General features: G+C 68.2%; 21 protein-coding genes. 8 read left to right on the forward strand and 13 right to left on the reverse strand.

Features of this window, described 5'->3' with window-relative positions; translation table 11 throughout:
• Window positions 1–6 precede the first annotated feature (6 nt).
• A complete protein-coding gene (locus BQ8420_RS13580; RefSeq protein WP_087099004.1) occupies window positions 7–2,130 on the reverse strand; it encodes an acyltransferase family protein in 2,124 nt (707 codons plus the stop codon).
• 532 nt (window positions 2,131–2,662) lie between these two features.
• On the opposite strand from BQ8420_RS13580, the gene BQ8420_RS13585 reads away from it, so the two are divergent.
• Window positions 2,663–3,715: a CDP-alcohol phosphatidyltransferase family protein gene (locus BQ8420_RS13585; RefSeq protein WP_235006177.1), complete on the forward strand. Its 1,053-nt coding sequence runs from the start codon at window positions 2,663–2,665 to the stop codon at window positions 3,713–3,715.
• Window positions 3,716–3,832: 117 nt separating this feature from the next.
• Here the strand turns inward: BQ8420_RS13585 and BQ8420_RS13590 are convergent, their stop codons facing one another.
• From BQ8420_RS13590 to BQ8420_RS13610, 5 genes are all read right to left on the reverse strand, one after another.
• A complete protein-coding gene (locus BQ8420_RS13590) occupies window positions 3,833–5,386 on the reverse strand; it encodes an NCS1 family nucleobase:cation symporter-1 (RefSeq protein WP_087099008.1) in 1,554 nt (517 codons plus the stop codon).
• A gap of 218 nt (window positions 5,387–5,604) precedes the next feature.
• The gene (locus BQ8420_RS13595) at window positions 5,605–6,615 is read right to left on the reverse strand and encodes a TIGR03842 family LLM class F420-dependent oxidoreductase (RefSeq protein WP_087099010.1); all 1,011 of its coding nucleotides are present in this window, start codon (window positions 6,613–6,615) and stop codon (window positions 5,605–5,607) included.
• 9 nt (window positions 6,616–6,624) lie between these two features.
• The gene (gene hydA / locus BQ8420_RS13600; protein ID WP_087099012.1) at window positions 6,625–8,031 is read right to left on the reverse strand and encodes a dihydropyrimidinase; all 1,407 of its coding nucleotides are present in this window, start codon (window positions 8,029–8,031) and stop codon (window positions 6,625–6,627) included.
• Window positions 8,032–8,035: 4 nt separating this feature from the next.
• Window positions 8,036–8,878, reverse strand: coding sequence for a nitrilase-related carbon-nitrogen hydrolase (locus BQ8420_RS13605; RefSeq protein WP_087099014.1), 843 nt, complete (start codon window positions 8,876–8,878; stop codon window positions 8,036–8,038).
• 301 nt (window positions 8,879–9,179) lie between these two features.
• Window positions 9,180–9,854 carry a DUF4352 domain-containing protein gene (locus tag BQ8420_RS13610; protein ID WP_235006179.1) on the reverse strand — a complete coding sequence of 225 codons (675 nt, stop codon included), beginning with the start codon at window positions 9,852–9,854 and terminating at the stop codon, window positions 9,180–9,182.
• Between the two features lie 368 nt (window positions 9,855–10,222).
• Here BQ8420_RS13610 and BQ8420_RS13615 point away from each other — a divergent pair, with 368 nt between their 5' ends.
• Window positions 10,223–10,690, forward strand: a complete 468-nt coding sequence (locus BQ8420_RS13615; RefSeq protein WP_087099018.1) for a flavodoxin family protein — start codon at window positions 10,223–10,225, stop codon at window positions 10,688–10,690.
• A gap of 124 nt (window positions 10,691–10,814) precedes the next feature.
• Here the strand turns inward: BQ8420_RS13615 and BQ8420_RS13620 are convergent, their stop codons facing one another.
• On the reverse strand, window positions 10,815–12,191 hold the full coding sequence (locus BQ8420_RS13620) for an aspartate aminotransferase family protein (RefSeq protein WP_087099020.1): 1,377 nt from the start codon (window positions 12,189–12,191) through the stop codon (window positions 10,815–10,817).
• A 246-nt stretch (window positions 12,192–12,437) separates the two neighbouring features.
• Here BQ8420_RS13620 and BQ8420_RS13625 point away from each other — a divergent pair, with 246 nt between their 5' ends.
• The 6 genes from BQ8420_RS13625 (at window position 12,438) to BQ8420_RS13650 (ending at window position 19,674) form a co-directional block, all read left to right on the forward strand.
• Window positions 12,438–13,886, forward strand: a complete 1,449-nt coding sequence (locus BQ8420_RS13625) for a gamma-aminobutyraldehyde dehydrogenase (protein WP_087099022.1) — start codon at window positions 12,438–12,440, stop codon at window positions 13,884–13,886.
• A 93-nt stretch (window positions 13,887–13,979) separates the two neighbouring features.
• The gene (locus BQ8420_RS13630) at window positions 13,980–15,134 is read left to right on the forward strand and encodes an ABC transporter ATP-binding protein (protein WP_087099024.1); all 1,155 of its coding nucleotides are present in this window, start codon (window positions 13,980–13,982) and stop codon (window positions 15,132–15,134) included.
• Between the two features lie 60 nt (window positions 15,135–15,194).
• Window positions 15,195–16,463: a PotD/PotF family extracellular solute-binding protein gene (locus BQ8420_RS13635; RefSeq protein ID WP_087099095.1), complete on the forward strand. Its 1,269-nt coding sequence runs from the start codon at window positions 15,195–15,197 to the stop codon at window positions 16,461–16,463.
• Between the two features lie 37 nt (window positions 16,464–16,500).
• Complete coding sequence (locus BQ8420_RS13640) at window positions 16,501–17,355, forward strand: ABC transporter permease (protein ID WP_087099025.1); 855 nt, start codon at window positions 16,501–16,503, stop codon at window positions 17,353–17,355.
• Window positions 17,355–18,215: an ABC transporter permease gene (locus tag BQ8420_RS13645; RefSeq protein ID WP_087099026.1), complete on the forward strand. Its 861-nt coding sequence runs from the start codon at window positions 17,355–17,357 to the stop codon at window positions 18,213–18,215. Before BQ8420_RS13640 ends, BQ8420_RS13645 begins: the two co-directional genes overlap by 1 nt.
• Before the next feature lie 34 nt (window positions 18,216–18,249).
• Window positions 18,250–19,674 carry an FAD-binding oxidoreductase gene (locus tag BQ8420_RS13650; RefSeq protein ID WP_087099028.1) on the forward strand — a complete coding sequence of 475 codons (1,425 nt, stop codon included), beginning with the start codon at window positions 18,250–18,252 and terminating at the stop codon, window positions 19,672–19,674.
• A 345-nt stretch (window positions 19,675–20,019) separates the two neighbouring features.
• On the opposite strand, the gene BQ8420_RS13655 is transcribed toward BQ8420_RS13650, so the two are convergent.
• The 6 genes from BQ8420_RS13655 to BQ8420_RS13680 all read right to left on the reverse strand — a co-directional run bounded on the left by BQ8420_RS13655 (window position 20,020) and on the right by BQ8420_RS13680 (window position 24,746).
• Window positions 20,020–21,627 (reverse strand): polyamine aminopropyltransferase, encoded by a 1,608-nt coding sequence (locus BQ8420_RS13655; protein ID WP_087099030.1) that lies wholly within the window; start codon window positions 21,625–21,627, stop codon window positions 20,020–20,022.
• 28 nt (window positions 21,628–21,655) lie between these two features.
• Complete coding sequence (locus BQ8420_RS13660; protein WP_087099032.1) at window positions 21,656–22,084, reverse strand: DUF350 domain-containing protein; 429 nt, start codon at window positions 22,082–22,084, stop codon at window positions 21,656–21,658.
• 86 nt (window positions 22,085–22,170) lie between these two features.
• Window positions 22,171–22,485 carry a hypothetical protein gene (locus tag BQ8420_RS13665; RefSeq protein WP_087099035.1) on the reverse strand — a complete coding sequence of 105 codons (315 nt, stop codon included), beginning with the start codon at window positions 22,483–22,485 and terminating at the stop codon, window positions 22,171–22,173.
• Window positions 22,486–22,496: 11 nt separating this feature from the next.
• Window positions 22,497–23,000: a DUF2617 family protein gene (locus BQ8420_RS13670; RefSeq protein ID WP_087099037.1), complete on the reverse strand. Its 504-nt coding sequence runs from the start codon at window positions 22,998–23,000 to the stop codon at window positions 22,497–22,499.
• Window positions 23,001–23,007: 7 nt separating this feature from the next.
• The gene (locus BQ8420_RS13675; protein ID WP_087099039.1) at window positions 23,008–23,607 is read right to left on the reverse strand and encodes a DUF4178 domain-containing protein; all 600 of its coding nucleotides are present in this window, start codon (window positions 23,605–23,607) and stop codon (window positions 23,008–23,010) included.
• Between the two features lie 290 nt (window positions 23,608–23,897).
• Window positions 23,898–24,746 (reverse strand): sulfurtransferase, encoded by an 849-nt coding sequence (locus BQ8420_RS13680; protein ID WP_087099041.1) that lies wholly within the window; start codon window positions 24,744–24,746, stop codon window positions 23,898–23,900.
• Window positions 24,747–24,748 lie beyond the last annotated feature (2 nt).

Here is a 24,748-nt window from a genome sequence, read left to right on the forward strand (position 1 = left end):
AGCAGATCAGGGGTGCTGACCCTCGCGGAGGGTCATGGCGGCGTCGAACAGGGTGGGCTCGCCCTGCGGCACCGCCTGCCCGACCGCGTCCAGGATCTGGGGCTCCATCACCACAGCCAAGGACCGTGAGAACGCGTACGACATGTGGTCGGTGTCGTAGAAGACCAACTGATTACCGATCACCCCGTGGCAGACCCCGTCCTCGCACAGGTAGTCGGTCAGGTCCAGGAACCGGGTGTTGTGCGGAACGTTCGTCAGGTCCTTGAACGGCGGTTCCTCGGCCATGGACTCCGCCTTGGGCGACGAGCACTGGTCACGGTCGTTGCGGTCCACGCAGTCCGGCACCGGGAAGTCGAACCGGGGCGTGTCCCGCATCGCGAGCACGTCGACGCCCATCCGGTCGAGCAGGTGCCAACGGTCCACGAAACCGGCGGGCACGTGTTCGTCCTCCTCACGACTGGTGAGCGAGGCCAGGGTGAACACGGCGTCGGGCACCAGTTCGGCGAGCTCGGTCATGACGTCGGCGTTCCAGGCGGTGCACTCGGGGTAGGCCTTGCCCCGGTACAGCTGTTCCTCGGAGCTGAACTGGCATCCGTTCTTGGTCAACGTCACCAGACGCCACCCGTGCTGGTCGGTGAGAGTACGCATCGCCTGGAACCAGTGCCGCACGTGCGAACTACCGACCATGGCGATCGTGTAGTCGGAGTCCGGGTCGCCGAACTCGCACGAGACGACCTCGGTGTCCTCGGCCACGGCGTTGCACGAGCGGGTCTGGTCGACGGTCTCCTTGGCGACGGTGGTGGTGTCCGGGTGGATCGGCAGTTCGGGCAGTACTGCGGCCGTTTCCTGGTTCAGGTGGACCGCGGCGCCGGGGTAGGAGAGCGGGTTGGAGCTCAGCTCCATGCGCGTCTGCCGGTCCTGTTCGATGGAGTGGGCCCACAGGGAACCGGCCGCCAGCACCGGAATGATGAAGATGACACCGGCCGCCAGCGACCAGCTCGGAGTGCGAAGGTTCCGCGTCGCCCGGGTCACACCACCCTCGATCACCCAACCGGTGAACAGGGCGGCCGCGAACGAGGAGCCCAGCACCAGGAGACCGCCGGTCATGGAGGGCCGGACCCGCTCGGTCAGCTCCAGGTAGACGATCAGCACCGGCCAGTGCCACAGGAACAGCGTGTAGGCGTGCCCGCCCAACCAGGTCAGGGGACGCACCCCCAGAAGGCGGTTGGCGGAGAGCCGACCGTTCGCGTTCTCGCCCGCGCCCGCCAGGATGACGAGCAGGGCCGCTGTGGTCGGCCAGAGGGAGGCGAAGCCCGGGTAGGGGACCGAGTCACCGATGACCAGGCCGCACAGCACCAGGCCGGCCAACCCCAGCCACCCGGCGATCATCCGCAGCGCGTGGGGCAGGTTCACCCGGTGCACCACCAGGGCCAGCATCCCGCCCAGTGCCAGCTCCCACAGGCGGGCGCCGGTGTCGAAGTACGCCCAGACCGGCTCGGTCGCGGTGATCCACAGCGAGTACGCCAGGGACACCACGAACACCGTGCCCACCGCCGCGAAGGCGACGTGGCGCACCCTCACCCCCAGCCGCACGGCGACGAACCCGGCGACGGTGATCAGCACCGGCCACAGCAGGTAGAACTGCCCCTGCACCGCCAACGACCAGAAGTGCTGCACGGCACTGGCCGCGGAGTTGTCGGCCATGTAGTCGACCGAGCCCGTCGCCAGGTGCCAGTTCCCGTAGTACAGGACGGCGGCGCGGACGTCGTCGATCACCGTCGTCCACTGCGAACGCGGGAAGAACAGGTAGGTCATCACCAGTACGGCGCCGAGGACGACCGCCCCGGCGGGGAACAGGCGTTTGACCAGCTTGGTCCAGAACGCGGCGAAGTCGATGCGGCCGTTGCGTTCCATCGCCCGGACCAGTGATCCGGTGATGAGGAAGCCGGTGAGCAGCAGGAACACGTCGACGCCACCGGAGACCGTGCCGAACCAGATGTGGTAGACGGCGATCAGCAGGGCGGCGACGGCGCGTAGCCCCTCGATGTCGGAACGATGACGTGGGCGCGCTGGTGTGGTCACGGGCGTTTCGACGACATCGGTGACACGCGAGTGAGCGGGAACGGACACAGGTCAGCCTCGTGCTCGATGAAGGTGGGGGCAGGGGGCGGCCGGATGTGGCGGTTCGATGCGTCCGAAGTGTGGTTCTCGGCGCCGATGGAGATGCCCTGCCGAACCAGTATCGGCACCCGTCGGGAGTGACTTGTGTGTCCAGGCCGTCCTGTTGTCGAGTCGAGATGGAATCTGTGTGAAGGCGTAGCCCTGAGCTGCGAAAACGGGTGCCCTGGGTCACATTCCCGGGCTCGTCGGCCCGGATGGCCCCCGGCCGACCCTCCCTGGCGAAGGCTTATGGGCCGATTCGGGGACGTGTGCCGCTCAGGTCTTGTTCATCACGTTTAGATCTACCTGTCACTTTTGACAACCTTGTGGTTCATCGCCGCGTCACCTACAGGTGGTCCTTGAACGCGGCGGGTGCCCTGTCCGGCGACCCCCGCGTGAGCTACCGCGACCTCTACGCCCCTACCCCCGGCGAACATCCCCCTGACCTACACCTCGCTCACCATCGGAGTTCAGGGAAATGCCCTCCTTCACCCTCGCAGACGTGCGAGACCAGACCTATAAACCACGGGACTCGTGGTGGACGGTCTGGCTAGTCGACCCGCTCGCCTCCCGGCTGGTCAAGGCCACGGCGAACCGCACCAACATCACTCCGAACCAACTCACCGTGGCGGCCCTGATCCTGGGCCTGCTCTCCGCGGCGTGCTTCTTCCTCGGGGACTGGTACTGGCTTCTGGCCGGTGCCCTGCTGTTCCACCTGAGCTTCGTCCTCGACTGTATGGACGGCAAGATCGCCCGTCTGAAGGGCAACGGCTCGGTCTTCGGCAGCTGGCTGGACTACGTCTTCGACCGCATTCGCGTGCTGCTCTGCGGTATCGCCCTCATGGGCGGCCAGTTCGCGGTCACCGGCAACCCCGTCTTCCTCTGGGTCCTGCTGGCCATCGTCTTCACCGACATGTTCCGCTACCTGAACTCGCCGCAGATGGCGAAGGTCCGCTCGGCCATGCGCCGCCACATCGCCCAGGCCATCCGTGAGGTCGAGGAGCACGCCGACGGACAGGACACCGGTCGGGTCCGCCAGGCCGCCGGTGGCTTCGTCGGCGGCGACGACAACGTCAACGACGGCATGGGCGACGAGGAGAGCAGCGTCTCCATCGGAGGAGCCGAAAGGGTCCAGGCCCCCGCCACGGCGTCCGACGACGAGTCCGAGACGGACGAAGAGGGGGGCCTCAGCCCCAACCGCACGGCCAAGCACCTCCAGAGCACCGCTCTGCAGAAGGGATTCGACAAGCGTTTCCCCTGGTACCGCAGGATGCGCGACATGCTGTGGGCCAACCGGATCCGTCCGCACCTGTTCAGCGGCATCGAGTTCCAGATGGGCGTGTTCATCGTCGCCCCGCTGGTCGGGATGTTCTCCGTGACCGGGATGGTCGCCACCATCATCGGTTCCGCGGTGTTCATGCTCGCCTTCGAGATGCTCATCATCTACAAGCTCTGGCTGTCCACCCGAGAGTTCGTCCGGGTCACCCAGAACATGAACGAGACGCTGGAGTCGCTGGACCTCAGCGGTCTCCAACGGCACAATCCGGCGGCCTGACCGGCCCCGGTTCCCACGGATCGTGGGTGTGAGTGGCGCGTCCCCGGCTCGGGGACGCGCCGCACCCGTTTACGGAGACCGTGGGACCACGCCCGGGAACCTGGTGCCGCGCCAGGATCAGCCCTTGACGTCGTTCCCCGCGTCGCCGCTTCCCGCATCACCGCTTCCCACGCCGTCGCTCTGCGCCGCCCGGTCGGCGGCGAGCATCCGCCGGTCCGGCACGAAGACGCCCAGCGCCCAGTGCAGGAGGAACGCCGCGATCAGGCCGATCACCCAGCCGTACGACGCCAGCGGGCCCGCCACGGACAACAGCGCGCCGACACCGAAGGCGAGCAGGGCACGCCAGTTCCAACCCCCCGAGTACCAGTACTCGCCGTCTCGGCTGAACAGGGCGGGCAGGTTGATCCGGGTGCGGCGCAGCAACCAGTAGTCGGCCAGCAGGATGCCCGCCACGGCGCCGAGGATGCCTCCGACGGTTCCGAGCCACAGGAAGATGTAGGTGTTCTCGTCCTCCAGGAGCTTCCACGGGAAGATCAGCACCCCGAGGACGCAGGTGATGAGCGCACCGGTGCGGAAGCTGATCCAGTTCGGCTTGAGGTTGGCCAGGTCGTAGGCGGGCCCGACCAGGTTGGCGGCCACGTTGGTGGACACCGTCGCCAGCAGCACCACGAAGATCGCGAACAGCAGCCCGAGGCCGGAGTCCATCTTGTCCACGACGTCGATCGGGTTCCAGATCGGTTCGTCGTACACGGCGGCGGTGCCCGCGGTCACCATCACCGCGATCAGCGAGAACAGCGTCATGGTCGTGGGCAGCCCCAGGGACTGACCCATCACCTGCGCCCGCTGGGTGGAGGCGAACCGGGTGAAGTCACTGATGTTGAGGGTCAGCGTCGCCCAGTAGCCGATCACGCCCATCAGGGACGGGAAGAACAGCGCCCAGAAGGACGGGCCCCAGTCCAAGGGCTGATCCGCGGCCAGCATCGGGCCGAAACCACCGGCCTGGGAGGCCATCCACACCAGCAGCGCGACGCCGCCGAGGATCATCAGGGGCGCGGCCCACAGCTGGACCTTGCGCACACCCTCCATGCCCCACAGGATGATGGCGACCTGGGCCAGCCAGAACACCCCGAAGGACAGCCACAGCGTCCACGGGTATCCGCCGAACTCCGCCGCGTTCATCCATTCGGCTCCGAACAGGCGACCGGTCAGCACGTACACGCCCTGGCCGCCGATCCACGTCTGGATGCCGAACCAACCGCAGGCCACCGCCCCGCGCAGCAGCGCCGGCAGGTTCGCGCCGCGCACACCGAAGGAGGAGCGGGCGAACACCGGGAAGGGGATGCCGTACTTGGCCCCCGCGTGTCCGGTCAGCACCATCGGCAGCAGCACGATGATGTTGCCCAGCACGACCGCGAGCATCGCCTGACGCCAGTCCAGCCCGGCGGCGATCAACCCGCTGGCCAGCGTCCACGCGGGGATGCTGACCGACATGCTCACCCACAGGGCGGAGAAGCTGCCGGTGCCCCAGTTCCGTCTGGTCATGGGTACGGGCTGGAGGTCGTCGTTGACGAAGGGGCCGGCCGGCAGGGTGGTGCCCTCCGGCAATGAGACACGGCCGTCGGGATGGGTGATCTGCGTGGTCGTCTCGGGTTTCGGTGGGGCTTGGGACACGGGACACCTTCTCGGTGGTGCTGACGGGGATCCGTCGCGCGGGCACGACGGCGGGCTCACGCGCGGGGCCGGGGAGGACCGAAGCGGGTTCGGTTTCAGGCCGTCGACCATCCTCACACGTCGTCGGGGTCGCGATGACGTTGACGGTACGCGGGCGGTGGGGCCGGACCCCGGTGTCGGGGTCCGGCCGGCGGGATCCACGACGGGCCCGCGTCCTCTCAGGACACCGCCGGGACGACCTCGCGCCCGTAGGTGTCGATCACACCGTCGACGTCGTCGTGCATCGCGTAGACGGCGAACTGGTCCACACCCGCGGCGCGCAGCCGATCCAGCTTCTCCAGGTGTTCGTCGACCGTCCCGATCAGACAGAACCGGTCGATGATGGTGTCCGGCACGAACTCGGTGTCCGGGTTGTCGACCCGGCCGTGGTGGCTGTAGTCGTAGCCCTCGCGGGCCTTGACGTAGTCGGTCAGCTCCTGGGGCACCATGTCCGACCGCTCCCCGTACCGAGAGACCAGGTCGGCGACGTGGTTGCCCACCATCCCGCCGAACCAACGGCACTGCTCCCGGGCGTGGGCGCGCTGCTCGACGGAACCGTCGGTGACGTAGGCGGGCGCGGCCACGCACACCTTCACCTCGTCGGGATCGCGCCCGGCGTCGGCCGCCGCCGCCCGTACCGTCTTGACCATCCACTCGGTCAGATAGGGGTCGGCGAGCTGCAGGATGAACCCGTCGGCCTGCCGGCCCACCAGGTCCAGGGCCTTGGGCCCGTAGGCGCCCATCCACATCGGCAGGGAGCCCTCGCTCACCCACGGGATGCGCAGGGGAGCGCCGTCCACGTCGGCCTCGCGTCCTTCGGCGAGGTCCTTGATCGCGGTCATCGCCCGCGACAGTCGGTCCAGGGTCGCGGGCCTGCGACCGGCCACCCGCATCGCCGAGTCGCCCCGGCCGATGCCGCAGACCGTCCGGTTCCCGTACATGTCGTTCAGGGTGGCGAACAGCGAGGCCGTCACCTCCCACGCGCGGGTGCTCGGGTTGGTGACCATGGGTCCGAGAACCAGGCGCTCGGTCCGTTCCAGGACGCGGCTGTGGATGACGAAGGGTTCCTGCCACAGCACCACGGAGTCGAAGGTCCACCCGTGGGTGAACCCCTTCGCCTCGGCGCGCACCATCCGTTCCACCAACAGGTCGGCGGGCGGATCCGTCTGGAGGACCAGTCCGATGTCCATGTGTCCCCCTCAGATCAGGTACTGGCAGGTGGACCTGGGCACGTACGAGCCGTCACCGGCCGAACCCAGGTAGGAACCCCGGTCCACGATCACGCGGCCGCGGGAGAGCACGGTGCGGGCCCGGCCCGTCACCCGTTTCCCCTCGTAGGCGGAGTAGTCCACGTTCATGTGGTGGGTCTTCGCCGACAGGGTCTGCTCGGCGTTCGGGTCGTACACGACCAGGTCGGCGTCGGCGCCCGGGGCGATGGTGCCCTTCTTCGGGTACAGACCGAACATCCGGGCCGGGGTGGCGCAGGCCAGTTCGATCCAGCGGCGGCGACCGATGTGCCCTTCCACCACGGCCTGGTGCAGCAGGTCCATCCGGTGCTCCACCCCCGGCATTCCGTTGGGGATCTTGGAGAAGTCGCCCGCGCCCAGGTCCTTCTGTCCGCTGAAGCAGAACGGGCAGTGGTCGGTGGAGACCACGGACAGGTCGTTGGTGCGCAGGGCCCGCCACAGGTGGGCCTGGTGCTCCTCGGGCCGCAACGGGGTCGAGCACACGTACTTGGCACCCTCGAACCCCGGTTGGGCGAGGTGGTCCACCGTCAGGAACAGGTACTGCGGACAGGTCTCGCCGAAGACGTTGAGCCCCAGGTCCCGGGCCCGGGACAGCTCGGCCACGGCCTCGCCCGCCGACACGTGCACCACGTACAGCGGAGCACCCGCGACCCGGGCGAGCTGGATGGCGCGGTGGGTGGCCTCCGATTCCAGGAGGGCCTTGCGGACCTCCCCGTGGTGGCGCGGGTCCGTCCGGCCCTCGGCCAGGGCCTGCTCGACCAGCACGTCGATGGCGATGCCGTTCTCGGCGTGCATCATGGTGAGCGCGCCGTTGGCGGCGCCGCGTTGCATCGCCCTCAGTATCTGTCCGTCGTCGCTGTAGAACACGCCGGGGTAGGCCATGAACAGCTTGAACGAGGTGACGCCCTCGTCGACGAGGACGTCCATCTCCTTCAGCGAGGACTCGTTGACGTCGGACAGGATGGCGTGGAACGCGTAGTCGATCGCGCACTTGCCGTCGGCCTTGGCCATCCACGAGTCCACCCCGGAGCGCACGGACTCGCCCGGCCGCTGGATGGCGAAGTCGACGATGGTCGTGGTGCCGCCCCACGCCGCCGCGCGGGTGCCGGTCTCGAAGGTGTCCGACGAGTACGTCCCGCCGAACGGCATCTCCATGTGGGTGTGGCCGTCCACTCCGCCGGGGACGACGTAGTGGCCCGTGGCGTCGATGACCTCGGCGTCGCCGTCGGCCCAGGTGCGGGCGGCGTCACTGCCGCGCAGGGCGAGGGCGACCACCTTTCCGTCCTCGACGAGGACGTCGGCTTCGACCTCCTCCGCCGAGGTGATGACGAGGCCACCGCTGATGAGGGTCCGGGTCATGGTCTCATCCCTCCGTCAGCGGGCCGTAGGCGTCGGGCCTGCGATCGCGGTAGAACGCCCACTGCTGACGGACCTCCTCGACCATGTCCAGATCCAGGTCGCGGACGACCAGTTCGGCCTTGGTGTCGGAGGCGACCTCGCCCACGAACTGTCCGCGAGGGTCGACGAAGTAGCTGCTGCCGTAGAAGTCGTTGTCGCCGTACTCCTCACGGCCGACCCGGTTGATGGCGGCGACGAAGTACTCGTTGGCCACGGCGGCTGCGGGTTGTTCGAGCTTCCACAGGTGCGCGGACAGGCCACGGCTGGTCGCCGACGGGTTGTAGACCAGTTGCGCGCCGGCCAGGCCCAGGGCACGCCAGCCCTCGGGGAAGTGCCGGTCGTAGCAGATGTAGACGCCGACGCGGCCGACCGCGGTGTCGAACACCGGCCAGCCGAGGTTTCCGGGACGGAAGTAGTACTTCTCCCAGAACCCTTTGACCTGTGGAATGTGGTGCTTTCGGTACTTGCCGAGATAGGTGCCGTCGGCGTCGATGACGGCGGCGGTGTTGTAATAGAAACCGGGCTTCTCGACCTCGAAGATCGGCAGGACCATCACCATGTTCAGTTCCTCGGCGAGCGCCTGGAAACGTGTGACGGTGGGGCCGTCGGGTACGGGCTCGGCCCAGCGGTGGTGTTCGGGTTCCTGCACCTGGCAGAAGTAGGGGGCGTTGAACACCTCCTGGAACCCGATGATCCCGGCGCCCTGCGCGGCGGCTTCACGCGCGTACCGCTCGTGGACGTCCAGCATGGATGCGGTGTCTCCGGTCCACTCGGTCTGTACGAGTGCGGCCCGGACATTGTGCGGCATGGTTCCCTCGCTCCTGGTCGAGCACCTGACCTGCGCTATAGAGACCGCACCTTAGATAAGAGATGAATGACCGGTCAATATCCGACATCCGGGCGGGCAGGATAAGAGTGGGTTAACCACATTCGCACTTGTGCCGTATGGGGATATATAACCTTTATGGGGCATTATTTATTCAGAGGATCGAACAAGTTAGAGAGCTCTCGACGGGGAAATTTCATGTCCGCGTACATGCGTCGGGGCCGCCGGATCGAATCCGGCGGCCCCACCCGTGCGACGTCGGCGGCGACGTCGGTGTCCCGCGTCAGCCGGTGACGTCGATCTCGACCTCGTTGCCGCCGAGGGTCTCGGCGCTCAGACCCATGTGGGAGATCTGCGAGGGGTCCTCCACGTCGAACACGATCGCGGTCTCGTAGCTCTCACCGGGCTGCAGATCGATGAGCATGCTGTCCTCGGTGTAGTCCCCGGTGGCGTCGTAGTCCTCTTCGATCTCTTGACCGTCGTAGGTGTAGAGGTGCTGCTCGTCGCGCCAGAAGTCGTCGGAGGCCGAACCGGCCGGTTCGAGCTCGATCCACACCGCGACGTACTCGCCGATCGGGGTGTGGTCGCCGGCCTCGGGGAGACCCGCGTCGATCTGGGTGATGGTGAAGCGCAGACCGTCGTGCTCCACCGTTTCGCCGATGCCCGGCATGTCGGGGTTGGAACGCGTCTCGTTGCCCAGCCCGGATTCGGTGTCGGATCCGGAACCAGAACCGGAGCCGGTTCCGTTCTCGTCCTCGCCCGTGCCCTCGGACCCGCTGCCGCTGCCCTCGGCGCTGCCGCCCTCGCCCTCACCGGAGTCACCGAAGACGAAGACGAGCAGGACGACCAGGACCACGCCGATCACGAAGAGGCCACCACAACCCAGGCTGATCCACAGCCAGGGCGAGGACTTCTTCGGCTGCGGCTGACCGTAGGGCCCACCGGGAGGGGGACCCATCGGCGGCGGACCTCCGTAGGGCCCGCCGGGGGGCGGCGGACCTCCATAGGGTCCGCCGGGAGGGGGCGGGCCGCCGGGAGGCATTCCTCCGGGAGGCGGCCCCATGGGCGGTTGCCCACCGGGGGGCGGAGGTCCGTAGGGAGGAGGCTGACTCATGGCGGGGCCTGGCTTTCTGAAGACTGATGTTGTGCCGTTGGCTGAGACGCCGCCCGACTTGTGTCGGTTCCAAGAGGGAGAGGCACGCTTCGACGATACCGAAGGGGTGAGAGTCGAGGTCGACGTGGACCCGGAGCGATGCCTTGGACGTGAGGGTCTCGGTGAAGGGTGGGACGCCGGCCCGCGCCGATCGGTTCTGAGAAGGTGGGCGCATGGCACGACTGCTCATCGTTCACCACACCGTATCGCCCGCCACGCGCGAACTCCTGGACGCGGTCCTGGAGGGTGCGCGCGACGACGACGTCGAAGGGGTGGAGGTCCAGGTCAGGGCGGCACTGGCGGCGACGCCGTCCGACCTGTTGGCGGCCGACGCGGTGATCCTCGGTACACCCGCCAACATCGGTTACATGTCGGGTGCGCTCAAGCACTTCTTCGACACGGTGTACTACCCGGTCCAGGTCGACCGGAAGGGGATGCCGTTCTCCCTGTACGTGCACGGCGACAACGACACCTCCGGCGCGGTGCGTTCGGTGGAGTCCATCGCCAAGGGCATGGGGTGGGAACGGCACCGGCCCCCGGTGACGGTGACGGGCCGCCCCGACGCCGAGGCCCGGGAGGCCTGCTGGGAGTTGGGGGCCGTCACCGCCCTCGCCGCCCTGGAGCACGCAGGACCCGAGTAGGTCCCGGTAGTCCCGGTAGGTCCCGGTGGGTCCCGAGCAGGAGGGTCCGCCGCCCCGGGAAGGGTGTGACCAGGGGCGGCGGACCGGCTCTTCCGGTAAGGAATCGGAGAGAGGCCGACGGGGCCTACAAGAGATCCCACGCCTCGGTGAGGACCTTGCGCAGGATCCGTTCGATCTCCTCGAAGTGCGCCGGTCCGCAGGTCAGCGGTGGGGCGAGCTGGATCACGGGTTCGCCTCGGTCGTCCGCGCGGCAGATCAGCCCGGACTCGAACAGTGACGAGGAGATGAACCCCTTCAGGAGGGTCTTGGACTCCTCCGCGCTGAAGCTCTCCTTGGTCTCCTTGTCCCGGACCAGCTCGATCCCGTAGAAGAACCCGTCACCGCGCACGTCGCCGACGATGGGCAGGTCCAGGAGTCTTTCCAGGGTCTGCCGGAACACGGGCCCGTTCTCGCGGACGTTGTCCAGCAGGCCCTCGCTCTCGAACAGGTCGAGGTTGGCCAGCGCGGCGGCGGCGGCGACCGGGTGGCCCGCGAACGTGATCCCGTGCAGGAACGCCGCCCCGTCCTCCTGGAAGGGGGCCATCAGTCCCTCTCGGGCGATCACTCCGCCCAGCGGCACGTATCCGCTCGTCGCCCCCTTGGCGAAGGTGATCATGTCCGGTACGTAGCCGTACTTGGTCGCGCCGAAGTACTCGCCCAACCGGCCGAACGCGCAGATCACCTCGTCCGAGACCATCAGGACCCCGTACCGGTCACAGATCCGGCGGACCCTTCGCAGGTACCCGGGCGGGGGCGGGAAACAACCGCCGGAGTTCTGCACCGGCTCCACGTACACCGCGGCCACGGTCTCCGGGCCGTTCTGGAGGATGGCCTCCTCGATCTGGTCGGCGGCCCAGCGCCCGAACGCCTCGGGGTCGTCCCCGTGGACCGGGGCGCGGTAGTGGTTGGTGTTGGGCACCTGGATGGTGCTGGGGACCAGGGGTTCGAAGGGGCTCTTGATGTCCTGGAGTCCGGTGATGGACAGCGCGCCCATGGTGGTGCCGTGGTAGGCGATCCTGCGGCTGATCACCTTGTGCCGGGTGGGCTGCCCGACGGCCTTGAAGTACTGCCGGGCGAGTTTCCAGGCGGACTCCACCGCCTCGGAGCCGCTGGTGGTGAAGAAGACCCGGTCGAGGTCGCCCGGGGCGAGGCCGGCGATCCGGTCGGCGAGTTCGATGGCCTTGGGGTGGGCGTAGGTCCAGATCGGGAAGTAGGCGAGTTCACGGGCCTGTTCCGCGATGGCGTCGGCGATCTCGGCCCGCCCATGGCCCACCTGGGAGACGAACAGGCCCGAGAGCCCGTCGAGGTAGCGCTCGCCCCGGTCGTCGTAGACGTACTCACCTTCGCCCCGGGTGATGACCGGAACGTCGGCCTCCCGGTACGCGGCCATCTCCGTGAAGTGCATCCACAGGTGATCCTTGGCGGCCCGTTGCAGGTTCTTCGAGTTCAGACGAGGTTCCACTGGAGCTCTCCGAGTTCTCTGGGCGGTGCGGTGAGCGGAACGGGCCGTGTGCGGGGCCACGAATTCCAACGCGCCTTTCTCAACAGAAATAGTCGCATCTTGTACTCCCGTGTCAAGTATCCGTAGGGAATCTCAATCTTTACAACGGAATCCCTCGCCACCTCTTGAACTCGGAACACGGGGCCGGCAATGTTGCAGATCACAGTCCGTCGCGCGCCGTGACGCGCCGACCGCAGGGGAGCCGTCGTGAGCCAGGGGCCCGAACTCGATCACCTCCGCAACTTCGTCGGCGGCCGATACGTGGACTCCGTCGAGGGCCGTCGCGCCGACCTCGTCGACCCCGCCACCGGCAAGGTCTTCGCCACCGCCCCCATCTCCGGCGCGGAGGACGTCGACGCCGCCTTCAAGGTCGCCCGACGCGCCTTCGAGGAGGACTGGCGTGACTGGACCCCCGCCGAACGGCAGATCGCGCTCAACAGGTTCGCCGACGCGGTGGAGGCCCGCTCCGACGAACTCGTCGCCGCCGAGGTCCGCAACTGCGGCAAACCGATCGCCCTCACCAGGTCCGAGGAGATCGGCCAGGTCCTGGACGCGCTCCGCTTCTTCGCCGGCGCCACCCGGAACCTGGAAGGCCGCGCCGCCGCCGAGTACCTGCGCGACCACACCTCCTGGATCCGCCGCGAACCCCTCGGCGTGGTCGGCCAGATCACCCCGTGGAACTACCCCATGGCGATGGCCGCCTGGAAGATCGGGCCCGCGCTCGCCGCCGGCAACACGATCGTCCTCAAGCCTTCCGACACCACCCCGGTCTCCACCCTCCTCCTCGCGGAGATCGCCGCCGAGTTCCTGCCCGACGGCGTCCTCAACGTGGTCTGCGGCGACCGGGACACCGGCCGCGCGCTCGTCGAGCACCCCGTCCCCGCGCTGATCTCCCTCACCGGTTCCACGCGCGCCGGTTTCGAGGTGGCGCGGGCCGGCGCCCTCGACCTCAAACGACTCCACCTCGAACTCGGCGGCAAGGCGCCCGTCGTGGTCTTCGACGACGCCGACGTGGAGAGGACCGCCGCCGGCATCGCCGAGGCCGGCTTCTTCAACGCCGGTCAGGACTGCACGGCCGCCACCCGGATCCTCGCCGCGCCCGGTGTCCACGACGACCTCGCCGCAGCCTTGGCCGAACTGGCCCGGGGCACCGTCACCGCGGGCCCCGACGACCCCGCCGCCGCCTACGGTCCGGTCAACAACGCGAACCAGCTGGCCCGGGTCACCGGTTTCCTGGACCGGACCCCCGACCACGCCGAAATCCTCACCGGCGGTTCCCGGGTGGGGGAGGAGGGCTACTTCTACGCGCCCACCGTCGTCTCCGGGCTGCGCCAGGGCGACGAACTCGTCACCGACGAGATCTTCGGCCCGGTCCTCACCGTCCAGCGCTTCACCGACGAGGACACCGCCGTGGCCTGGGCCAACTCGGTCGAGTACGGGCTGGCCTCCAGCGTGTGGACCAAGGACCACGCCCGCGCGCTGCGGGTCTCCCGCCGCCTGGACTTCGGTTGCGTGTGGATCAACACCCACATCCCCATCACCGCGGAGATGCCGCACGGCGGCTTCAAACACTCCGGCTACGGCAAGGACCTGTCCACGTACTCCTTCGAGGAGTACACCCGCGTCAAGCACGTCATGAGTTACACCGGCGACTGAGTGGAGCCGGACCGTCCGACAGGGAGGCTCCGCGGGGGCGACCGGTCGGACGGCTCGGCCCGACCGGTACCAGATCCGACGGGAACACCCCCCATGGTCACCACCAACAGCAGTACAGAGGAGCCCGCCGAGGCGACGAGGCGGGGCGAGGTCGCACCGGCCATCGGCCTGGAAGGCGTCGCCAAGTCCTACCGGTCCGGCTCGGAGACGGTGCGGGCCGTCGACGGGATCGACCTGGAGATCGCCCGTGGCGAGTTCTTCTCCCTCCTGGGACCCTCCGGGTGCGGCAAGACGACCACGATGCGCATGATCGCCGGGTTCGAGGAACCCACCGAAGGGGTCGTCCGCCTCTCCGGCCGCGACGTCAACGGGGTCCCCGCCAACCACCGCGACGTCAACATGGTCTTCCAGAGCTACGCGCTCTTCCCGCACATGAACGTGGCCGCCAACGTCGCGTTCGGACTGCGACGACGCCGCGTCCCCAAGAAGGAGATCAAGAGGAGGGTCGACGAGATCCTGGACCTCGTCGAACTCGGTCCCCGGGCCGAGCACCGCCCCTCACAGCTCTCCGGCGGCCAACAGCAACGCGTGGCACTGGCCCGCGCCCTGGTCAACGAACCCGGCGCCCTCCTGCTCGACGAACCCCTCGGCGCCCTGGACCTCAAGCTCCGCCAGTCCATGCAGGTCGAACTCAAACGCATCCAGCGCGAGGTCGGCATCACCTTCGTCTACGTCACCCACGACCAGGGCGAGGCCCTGACCATGTCCGACCGGGTCGCGGTGATGAACGGCGGCCTCGTCGAACAACTCGGCACGCCCGCCCAGATCTACGAACGGCCCGCCACCCGCTTCGTCGCCGACTTCATCGGAACCGGCAACCTCCTCCCTGGGAGGGTCGAGAACACCGACGGCGCCGGACCGTACCGGGTCGCCCTGGGATCGGGGACGACGGCCCTCGTCGCCTCGCTTCCCGAAGGCGCCGGCACCGGAACCGAGGTGCACCTGACGGTACGCCCGGAGAAGATCCGGATCGGTGTGGAGGACCCCGGAGGCGAGCTGACGACGATCCCCGGAACCGTCAGCGAGACCGTCTACATGGGCGCCTCCACCCACTATCAGGTAGCCCTGCCCGGAGGCGCCGAAGTGATCGTCCACCGGCAGAACTCCTCCGACGCCACCCTGGCCGCGACCCGCGGTGACCGGGTCTGGCTCTCCTGGGAACCCCACCACTCCTACGCCCTGCCTTGACCCCGTCACACGACTACCTCCCGAACCACCACTACAGGGAACGACACCGCAATGCCCCCCATGAACAACCCCTTCCGCGCGCACCTGAACCCGGCTCTCCTGCGTGGTCTCACCCGGGCCCGACGTGGCGGTCGTCCGTCACCGTTCGGACCCACCCGCCGCCGCACCCTTCAGGCCGGTGGCGCCGCCGCCGCTGCGCTGGCCCTGTCCGCCTGCGGCGTCGGCGGTCAACAGCGGGACACCACCGCCGACGAGGACTACTGGGCTGACAAGGAGGAGACCGGTACGGTGCGCTGGGCCAACTGGCCCCTGTACATGGACTCCGACCGCACCCAGCTGACGCAGTTCACCGAGGCCACCGGCATCGACGTGGAGTACCACGAGGACGTTCAGGAGACCTCGTCGTTCTTCGGGCAGATCCAGCCCAAACTCGCCAACGGCGACGACCTGGGCTACGACATGATGACCGTGACCAACGGCTTCGAGTTCACCAAGCTGATCGAACTCGGCTACCTGGTGCCCCTGGATCACCTCCAGCTGCCCAACTTCGCGAACTACGCGGGCGACCTCTACAAGAACAGCGCCTTCGACCCCGGTAACCGCTACAGCGTCCCCTACGCCTCCGGGGTGACCGGCATCGCCTACAACCCGGAGTTCGTCGACCGCGAGATCAAGAGCATCGCCGACCTGTGGGACCCCGCCTTCGAAGGCAAGGTGGGCATGTTCGGCGACCCGCAGGAGATCGCCAACTTCGGCCTGCTGGCCAACGGCGTCTTCCCCTCCGAGTCGAACGAGGCCGACTGGGAGGCCGCCGCCGACAAGCTCCGCGAACAGCGCGACGCCGGGATCGTGCGTGCCTACTACGACCAGGACTTCATCCAGCCGCTCACCAACGGCGACCTGTGGCTCACCATGGCCTGGTCCGGCGACATCTACCAACAGAACGCCGAAGAGGGGACCGACCTGAGGTTCATCGTCCCCGAAGAGGGCGCCACCCTCTGGACCGACAACCTCATGATCCCCTTCACCTCGCAGGCGCCCGTCGACGCCCTCAAGCTCATGGACTTCCTCTACGAGCCCGAGATCGCCACCGGACTCACCGAGTACATCAACTACGTCTCGCCGGTGCCCCTCACCCAGGAGGTCATGGCCGAGTGGGCCGCGGGGGAGAGCGACGACGAGCGCGCCGAGGCCCTCCTGGAGATGTCGGAGAGCTCACTGATCTTCCCGACGGAGGACGACTACCAGAACCTGCACAACTACGTGACGTTGGAGACCGACGACCAGGACGCGTTCGCGTCGATCTTCCAGGAAATCACGCAGAGCTGACGGCCGACCCGGCCCCGAACCGATCCCGAGTGATCTCATGAGAAACCGCAAGGCGACGCCCTACCTCCTGGTCCTCCCGGCCTGGGCGTGGCTGGGGATGTTCTTCGTGGTCCCCATCGGCGGGATGCTGTCGCTGTCGTTGACCACGGGCAACGTGGTCACCGGCTTCCAACAGACCTTCGAGGTGGGCAACTACGTCGACGCCGTCGGCACCTACTGGGAGCAGATCCTGCGCTCCCTGTCCTACGGCGCCTGCGCGACCCTGATCTGCATTGTGGTGGGCTACCCCATGGCCTACTGGATCGCGTTCCGGGCCGGGCCGTACAAGTCCGCCTACCTGCTGCTGCTCCTGCTGCCGTTCTTCGTCTCGTTCGTGCTGCGCACCATCTCCTGGCGTTTCCTGCTCGCCGACAACGGCATCGTGCTCCAGACCCTGAAGTCGATCGGCCTGGCCCCCGCCGACCTCCAGGTGCTCAACTCCGCACCCGCCGTCGTCCTCGGCCTGGCCTACAACTTCCTGCCGTTCATGGTGCTGCCGATCTACGCGGTCCTCGAACGGATGGACCACAGGATCGTGGAGGCCGCGCACGACCTGTACGCCGGTCGGGTCCGGGCATTCACCCAGGTGATCCTCCCGGTGTCCCTGCCGGGTGTGTTCGCCGGCGTACTGATGACCTTCATCCCCACCAGCGCCGACTACGTCAACGCCTCGGTCCTGGGCGGAGCGGACAACATCATGATCGGCAACGTCATCCACACGCAGTACCTGGTCAACAACAACTACCCGATCGCCGCGTCGATCACCTTCGTCCTCATGGGGCTGCTGCTCCTGGGCATCTTCGGATACGCGCGGGCCCTCGGCACCGAACGGGTCATGGAGGTGCACGCCTGATGAGCGCCCGTCTCGACGTCGGTCCTCCGACGGCCCCCGCGAACGGCCCTGCGCCGACCACACCTGGGACCGCCCGGACCCGGCCGCGCCGCCACGTGGACTGGGGACGCCTCTACACGTGGCTGGTCCTGGCCTGGCTGTTCACGCCCATCCTGTTCATGGCGGCGTTCAGCTTCAACGACCCCGCCGGCAAGCACAACATCACCTGGCAGGGCTTCACCCTGCGCTGGTACGGCGACATCCTCGCCTACCCCGACCTCACCCAGGCGATGCTCAACTCGGTCAGCATCGCCCTGCTGACCATGGTGGGCGCCGGGACGCTCGGCACCCTGCTCGGTCTGGCACTGGGGCGGTTCTCCTTCCGCGGTAAGCAGCTCACCAACCTGGTGATGTTCTCCGCGATCAGCGCCCCCGAGGTGGTGCTGGGCGCGGCCCTGCTGTCCACGTTCCTGATGGCGAACGTGACCACGGGGTACTGGACGACCGTCATCGCGCACGTGATGTTCTGCGTGTCCTTCGTGGCCATCACCGTCAGGGCCCGCGTCATCACCCTGGACCCGGCGTTGGAGGAGGCCGCCCGAGACCTCGGCGCGGGCCCCTTCACCACGTTCCGGCTGATCACCTTGCCGATGCTGTTCCCCGCCATCATGGCCGGAGGGCTGCTGGCCTTCGCACTGTCCATCGACGACTACATCATCACCACGTTCGTCAGCGGCGACGTGACCACTTTCCCGCTGTGGGTGTGGGGCTCCACAAGGGTGGGAATCCCACCGCAGGTGAACGTGATGGGCACCCTGCTGTTCGCGGTCGGGGTGGCCATGGCGGTCGTCAACATCGTCATGGTCCGTCGCCGCTCCTGACCCCCGCCCTGGAAGAAGGGAAGAGAGAACCGTCATGGTGGAGAACATCGGCACCGAGGCGTCCCGGGCCCTGGAGGGCGCGCGTCCCCGGGTCTTCTGGCTCGACCCCGACGTGCCGGGGCACGACGTCCCCGAACCGGCCCCGCCCCTGACCGAGGACGTCCACACGAACCTGGCCGTGGTGGGCGCCGGGTACACCGGGCTGTGGACCGCGCTGCTGGCCAAGGAACGCGACCCCGAACGCGACGTGGTCCTGATCGAGGCCCGCACCACCGGCTGGGCGGCCTCCGGGCGCAACGGCGGGTTCTGCGCCGCCAGCCTCACCCACGGCTTCGAGAACGGGGAGCAGCGCTGGCCGGAGGAGATCGACGAACTCGAACGCCAGGGCGCGGCCAACCTCGACGCCATCGAGGAGACCGTCCGCCGCTACGACATCGACTGCGAGTTCGAACGCACCGGCGAAACGCTCGTGGCGACCGCGCCCTGGCAGGTCCGGGACCTGGAGGAGGCCGCCGCCGCCCTGCGCGAGCGTGGCCTGGACACACCGCTGTGGGACGCCGAGGGGACCAGGGACCGCATCGACTCGCCCACCTACCTCGGTGCCCTGCACGAACCCGACGGGGTGGCGATGCTGCACCCGGCGAAGCTGGCCTGGGGACTGCGGGCCGTCTGCGAGCGCCTGGGTGTGCGGATCTTCGAGAACTCCCCGGTACGGGACATCGTCCGGACGCCGCTGGGTCTGCGTCTACAGACCGGTACCGGGTCGGTGCACGCGAGCAAGGTGGCCTGGGGCGGGGGTGCCTTCCCCGGCCCGCTGCGCCGGCTCAAGCACTATCTGGCCCCGGTCTACGACTACGCGCTGATGACCGAGCCGCTCACCGACGAGCAGAGGGACTCGATCGGTTGGAAGGGGCGCGAGGGGGTGTCCGACGCCGCCCACTTCTTCCACTACTACCGGCTCACCGCCGACAACCGGATCCTGTGGGGCGGCTACGACATCGTGCATCACTACGGCGGCAGGGTGCGGCCCGAATACGAGCAGCGCCCGGAGACCTTCCACAAGCTCGCCGAGCACTTCCTGGAGACCTTCCCGCAGCTGCGCGGGATCCGCTTCAGCCATACGTGGGGCGGGGTGATCGACACGTGCAGCCGTTTCTCGGTGTTCTTCGGTGACGCCTATGACGGACGGCTGGCCTACGCGGCCGGATACACGGGCCTGGGGGTGGGCGCCACCCGGTTCGGGGCGCAGGTACTGCTCGACCGGCTCGACGGGCTGGACACCGAACGCACCAGGTTGCGGATGGTGCGGGAGAAGCCGTTGCCGTTCCCACCGGAGCCGGTACGTTCGATCGGCATCGAGCTGACCCTGCGGGCGACGGCCTCCGCCGACCGGAACGAGGGGCGCCGCAACCTGTGGCTGCGCGGCCTGGACTCGGTGGGTATGGGGTTCGACAGCTGACCCCGGGAACCGGTCACTCGACCACACCCGACCCGGAACAGCGCTTTTCCGGCAAGGGGCGGTAATTCTGTGTCAAGGGTTGCCATCCGGGACGAGCGGGGCGGCGTGGCGTCCTCCGTACGTCCTTGCCCGGGGTCAGGATGGATCACGGACCGCGGGGGAGCTCCGAAAGGTGACCCGCTCCCCCCGCGGCCATTCCACCTCACACCGATCCACCGCGTGGCCGCCTACCGGCCCAAGATCCTCAGGCCACGCGGTGACAGCGACGAGGCCGACGCCCGAGCTTCACGGGCGTCGGCCTCGATGTCGTTTCCGGGGTCGGTGCGGTGTCGGCGTGGGGGCGGTTCAGTACCCGCGCCAGGACTGCCGGTCCTGGTGGTAGCCGATCACCCGGGGGTGCATCATCGTGGACTCCTGGACGTCCTCTTCCCGGCGGTCCATCGGGAACACCTGGGCGGCCTCCAACAGGGGCTCGTCCAGGTACCGCAGCTCAGGGGCGTCCTCCGGCATGCGCAGCTCGGGCGCGCCGTTCAGGGTCCCCAGGTAGAAGCCCCAGTTGCCGAAGGTCGGCACGTCCACGTTGTACGGGGTGACCCCGATCCCCGCCTCCTCCAGAGAGTGGCTCACGCCCCAGTAGGCGTCGGGTGCGAAGAACGGTGAACCGGCCTGGACGACCAGCCTGCTGTCGCCCTCCATCGCCTGCCCGATCAGCGAGTAGAACTCCACCGTGTACAGCTTCGAGGTGCCCACGTCCGTGCCGTCGGGCAGGTCCGCGATGACCACGTCGAAGTCCTCGGCGTTGTCCCGCAGCCATTGGAAGGCGTCGGTGTTGATCACCTCGACCCGGGGATCCCGCAAGGAATCGTCGTTGAGCTCGCGGATCACCGGATCCTCGGCGGCCAGCTCGACCACCGCGGGGTCCAGGTCGACCAGCTTCACCGACTCGACGTCGTCGTAGCGCAGGATCTCCCGCAGGGCCAGGCCGTCGCCGCCGCCCAACACCAGCACGTCGTCGTGCGGGCCGGCCATCGCCGGGTGGATGAGCGACTCGTGGTACCGGTACTCGTCCAAGGTGGAGAACTGCAGGTCGCCGTTGAGGAACAGGCGTGTGTCCTTGCCGTCCAGGGACTGGGTGACCACGATCTCCTGGTACTCGCTGCGGTCGGCGTGCACGATCGGATCCCGGTACATGGCCTGCCGGGCGTCCACCTCGAAGCGCTCGGCGTAGAAGTAGGCCGCCCCCAGGATCGTCACGATGACCACGAGCCCGATGGTCAGCCCCGCGTACGCGAGGCGGGTGAGCTCGGTGCGGAACAGCCACAGCACCACGGCCATACCGATCACCGCGTTGAGCACGCCCACCATGAGGGCGCCCTTGGGCAGGCCCAGCAACGGCAGCAGCAGGAACGGGAAGGCCAGGCCACCGATGAGGCCGCCCACGTAGTCGGCGGCGAACAGGTCCGCGACCGCCTCCGAGGCGTCCTGCTTGCGGATGCGCTGGATGAGCGTCATCAGCAACGGGATCTCGATGCCGATGAGCATTCCGATGAGGAACGCCAACAGCACCAGGGTCGGCTGGTAGGCCGCCGCCGACAGCCAGGCGAACGATCCGTACAGCAGCAGGATGGACAGGCCGCCGACCAGGGACAACAGCCCCTCGACCACGGCGAAGGCCAGGGCGGGGCGGGATTGGTAGCGCTTGGACAGCAGCGAACCCACACCCATGGCGAACACCATCACCGACAGGACCACGGAGGCCTGGGTGATGGTGTCGCCCAGCAGGTAACTGCCGATCGCGACGAGAGCCAACTCGTACACCAGGCCACAGGCGGCACAGATGAACACCGCGAGGAGCACGAGGAACCGGGCCAGACGCGGTGTCACCGGAAGTCGTATCCGTGCGGAGCCCGGGGTGTCGGGGTCGGCGGCCTCGGCGGCCGGGGTGTCGGTCACACTACCGCTGCTTTCTGGAGAAGAACTTCTAGGAGATGGCCGCGGCCACGACCAGGGCGATGGAGAAGTGCGCGGTCGCGCTGACCCACGTCGCCGGGTGCCATTCGGGGTCGCTGATCATGTGGCTGACCCGACCCGGGATGATCAGGTCGATCAGCAGGAAGGACAGAGCCATCACGACCAGGCCGATGAGGCCGAAGATCGTGGCGGAGAGCAGACCCGCGCCCAGGCCCAGTTCGGAGTAGCTGGACAGGATCGCGGAGACCACCACGATCGCGGCGCCCAGGGTGTTGGCGGAGACCAGCAGGATGGCGTTCCTGTTCCGGTCCTCCCAGATCAGTTTGTGGAGTTTGCCCGGGGTGAGCAGGTCGGTGATCAGGTAGCCGAGCAGCATGATGACCGTGCCGACCACGCCGTAACCCAGGGCGTAGAGCGAGCTGTTGAGAATTTCGTTCATGGCCTCGTCCGTGTCGGGGGAAGCTCGTGCGTCCGGAGGGACCGTGAGGTACCCCCGACACGGCAGACTACTGGCCTGAGCTCGGCTTACTTACCGAACCCCGATCCACCACCGCGGGTGTCGCTTCCGCTTCCCCCACTGTTGGAGTTGTTGCCACCTCCGCCACCGCCACCGAAGAAGAAGAAACCGCCACCGCCACCACCGCTGCGGCCGTCGCAGTCGTCGGTGGGCGAGGGGCTCGGGGTGCGATCGGCCGACGACGAGGTCGTGCCGCTGGTGGAGCTGTCGCTCGGCTGGCAGTCGGCGCTGTTGCTTCCGCCACAGGCCGACAGGAGCAGCAGCAGGGCGGTGGCGCCACCGACCGCCGCGATCTTGTGTCTTGGAGTGTTGGTCGTGGCCATGGAGGCCTCCTTCAGGGGGTCAGGGTTGTGGTCGTCGTCACCAGTTCGCCGCTTTGCGGATAGGCGTGCCAGGTTCGCCAACGCAGCGAGGTCCCTCCGGAGGTCAGGTGCAGTGCGGTGACCGCTAGAGGGTCACCGGGGAAGGTGACGATGAGCCCGCCGGGGGAATCCGAGGTCTCCTGGTGGATCCCCTCCACCCGGCGGGTCAGTTCGGTGCGAGGCAACGACTCGACGATCGAGTCGAAACGGTAGTCGCCCACCCCAGGCAGGGGGTGCTCGGCGTTGCCGGGAAGCCCGCCGGGAACCCCCGGCAGACAGGCGACCGTCTCCACCGGTGCCCCCGGCCCGGCACCGAGGACCACCTGGTGCGAGGCGCCCAGCACACGGAGTTCGACCGACAAACCGGACACCACGAGGGTGCGGGTGGCGAGTGGGTCGACCAGCGGGTGATTCAGGGTCCAGACCAGGTCGCCTGCGTTGGTGTCGATGAAGGGGGCACTGATGGTCGCACGCATGGGTGAATCAGCTCCCGGGGAAGATCGTGAAGGTTCCGGCGTGGATCTTCTCGCCGGTGCTGACTTCCCAGCTGCCGTGGTCGAAGCGTTCGAAGGCGAGCAGCTTGCCGTCGGTGGACTCGTAGTCCGCGTAGTCCATGCCGCCCTCGGTCTTCAGACCGGTGGTGCCCTCGGAACGGTAGGAGCCGGAGCCCTTCTCCTCAAGCTTGTAGGTGACACCTTCGAGCTCGATGTTCTTGCCCTGGGGCACCATGGTCAGGTCGGGGCGGCCGGCCCACAGGGCCAGCTCCACGTCGGGGTCCTCCTCGACGGAGAGCCAGCGCTTGCCGCCCTCCACCTCCAGGAAGTGCTCGGACCAGGTGTAGCCGCCCTCGGACAGGCGCAGGGTGCCGCGGATCCAGGTGCGCTCGTTGCCCCAGTCGATCATGTCACCGGCCTTGATGGCCAGCGGGTCGCCGGCGGTGTCGGTGGTCGATGAGGCGGCGAAGGGGTCCTGAGGCGGTGGGGGAGCGGTGTCCTGCTTCCGCGAGCGCGAGCGCTGCGTGTAGATCAGGACCCCGATCACGATTCCGACTATGAGAATCAGTAGGAGAAGGAGTTCGATCACCAGAGTTCCTCGTTTCGCGGTGAAGCACGTCTGTCGGTTCCGGGGCGGACGACCCTTTGTTCGCTATGACGCCGGAACGGGGGCTCTGGTTCCGATAACGATGCGATTCGGGAATCTTTCGCGTGGTCGAAGGGTTGGTCAATGCCCGTTCCGCCGGTTCCGTTGTTCCCCGTCCCGCCCACCCTAGGCGGTCGTGTGGACAATGAGGGTGAAAAGGGACAAGGCCCGCGCAGGTCAGCGCGGGGCCAGGGTATCGGGGCTGGTCAGAGGTGGTTTCGTGCGAGTGGGGCTCACGCCTGGGGATCGCCGGTCTCCAACGGGAGCGACGTGTCCCCGCTCCAACGGCTCCACGAACCCGGGTACAGGCGAGCGCGGGTGTAACCGGCGTGTTCCAACGCCAGTAGGTCGTGGCAGGCGGTCACCCCGGAGCCGCAGTAGGCGGTGACGGTGCGCGCGGAGTCCGCGCCCAGGGCGGCGAATCGCTCGCGCAGGGTCTCCGGCGCGGCCAGCAGTCCGTCGGGTCCCAGATTGGTGGGCCACTCGGCACTGCGCGCCCCGGGGACGTGTCCCGCCCGTGCGTCCACGGGGGCTGGTTCGGCGCCGGTGAAGCGCCCGTACACGCGTGCGTCCAACAGCAGCCGGTCGGTGTCGGAGAGCTCGGCGCGCAGTTCCTCGGTGTCCACGATCCGGTCGGCGGGCCACGGCAGCGCGGTCCTGTGCTCGGGAGCGACGGTCACCTCGCCCTCTTCCCACGGGCCGGTCCAGGTCTGGACGCCGCCGTCGAGGAAGGCCGCGGGGGTGCCGAGGGCGCGCAGCATCCACACCATTCGAGCGGCGACCGAACCCCCGGCGTCGTCGTAGACCACCACTGTCGCGGTGTCGCCGATGCCGAGCGCTCCGAGGGAGCGTGCGAAGTCCGAGGGGGAGGGCAGCGGGTGGCGTCCCCCCTCCGCGCTCGCGGGGGCGGCGAGGTCGGTGTCCACGTCGGCGAACACGGCACCGGGGATGTGCCCGGCCCGATGCGCGTCGCGCCCCGAACGACCGTCCATGTACCAACGGGAGTCGACGAGGACGACCTGGTCACGGTGTTCGTGGAGCCACTCGGAGGAGACGGCCACGGGAAGAGTCGGCTGTGACATGG

It is taken from the genome of Nocardiopsis sp. JB363 (genome assembly GCF_900143625.1).
In the GTDB taxonomy this organism is placed as follows: domain Bacteria; phylum Actinomycetota; class Actinomycetes; order Streptosporangiales; family Streptosporangiaceae; genus Nocardiopsis.

Excerpts from the sequence above, each read along its gene's own strand:
- BQ8420_RS13615 (WP_087099018.1), top strand. The coding sequence starts at position 10,223 with ATGGCACGACTGCTCATCGTTCACCACACCGTATCGCCCGCCACGCGC.
- BQ8420_RS13610 (WP_235006179.1), bottom strand. The coding sequence starts at position 9,854 with ATGGGTCCCCCTCCCGGTGGGCCCTACGGTCAGCCGCAGCCGAAGAAG.
- BQ8420_RS13645 (WP_087099026.1), top strand. The coding sequence starts at position 17,355 with ATGAGCGCCCGTCTCGACGTCGGTCCTCCGACGGCCCCCGCGAACGGC.
- BQ8420_RS13630 (WP_087099024.1), top strand. The coding sequence starts at position 13,980 with ATGGTCACCACCAACAGCAGTACAGAGGAGCCCGCCGAGGCGACGAGG.
- BQ8420_RS13595 (WP_087099010.1), bottom strand. The coding sequence starts at position 6,615 with ATGGACATCGGACTGGTCCTCCAGACGGATCCGCCCGCCGACCTGTTG.
- hydA (WP_087099012.1), bottom strand. The coding sequence starts at position 8,031 with ATGACCCGGACCCTCATCAGCGGTGGCCTCGTCATCACCTCGGCGGAG.
- BQ8420_RS13640 (WP_087099025.1), top strand. The coding sequence starts at position 16,501 with ATGAGAAACCGCAAGGCGACGCCCTACCTCCTGGTCCTCCCGGCCTGG.
- BQ8420_RS13670 (WP_087099037.1), bottom strand. The coding sequence starts at position 23,000 with ATGCGTGCGACCATCAGTGCCCCCTTCATCGACACCAACGCAGGCGAC.
- BQ8420_RS13680 (WP_087099041.1), bottom strand. The coding sequence starts at position 24,746 with ATGTCACAGCCGACTCTTCCCGTGGCCGTCTCCTCCGAGTGGCTCCAC.
- BQ8420_RS13660 (WP_087099032.1), bottom strand. The coding sequence starts at position 22,084 with ATGAACGAAATTCTCAACAGCTCGCTCTACGCCCTGGGTTACGGCGTG.
- BQ8420_RS13650 (WP_087099028.1), top strand. The coding sequence starts at position 18,250 with ATGGTGGAGAACATCGGCACCGAGGCGTCCCGGGCCCTGGAGGGCGCG.
- BQ8420_RS13665 (WP_087099035.1), bottom strand. The coding sequence starts at position 22,485 with ATGGCCACGACCAACACTCCAAGACACAAGATCGCGGCGGTCGGTGGC.
- BQ8420_RS13635 (WP_087099095.1), top strand. The coding sequence starts at position 15,195 with ATGAACAACCCCTTCCGCGCGCACCTGAACCCGGCTCTCCTGCGTGGT.
- BQ8420_RS13605 (WP_087099014.1), bottom strand. The coding sequence starts at position 8,878 with ATGCCGCACAATGTCCGGGCCGCACTCGTACAGACCGAGTGGACCGGA.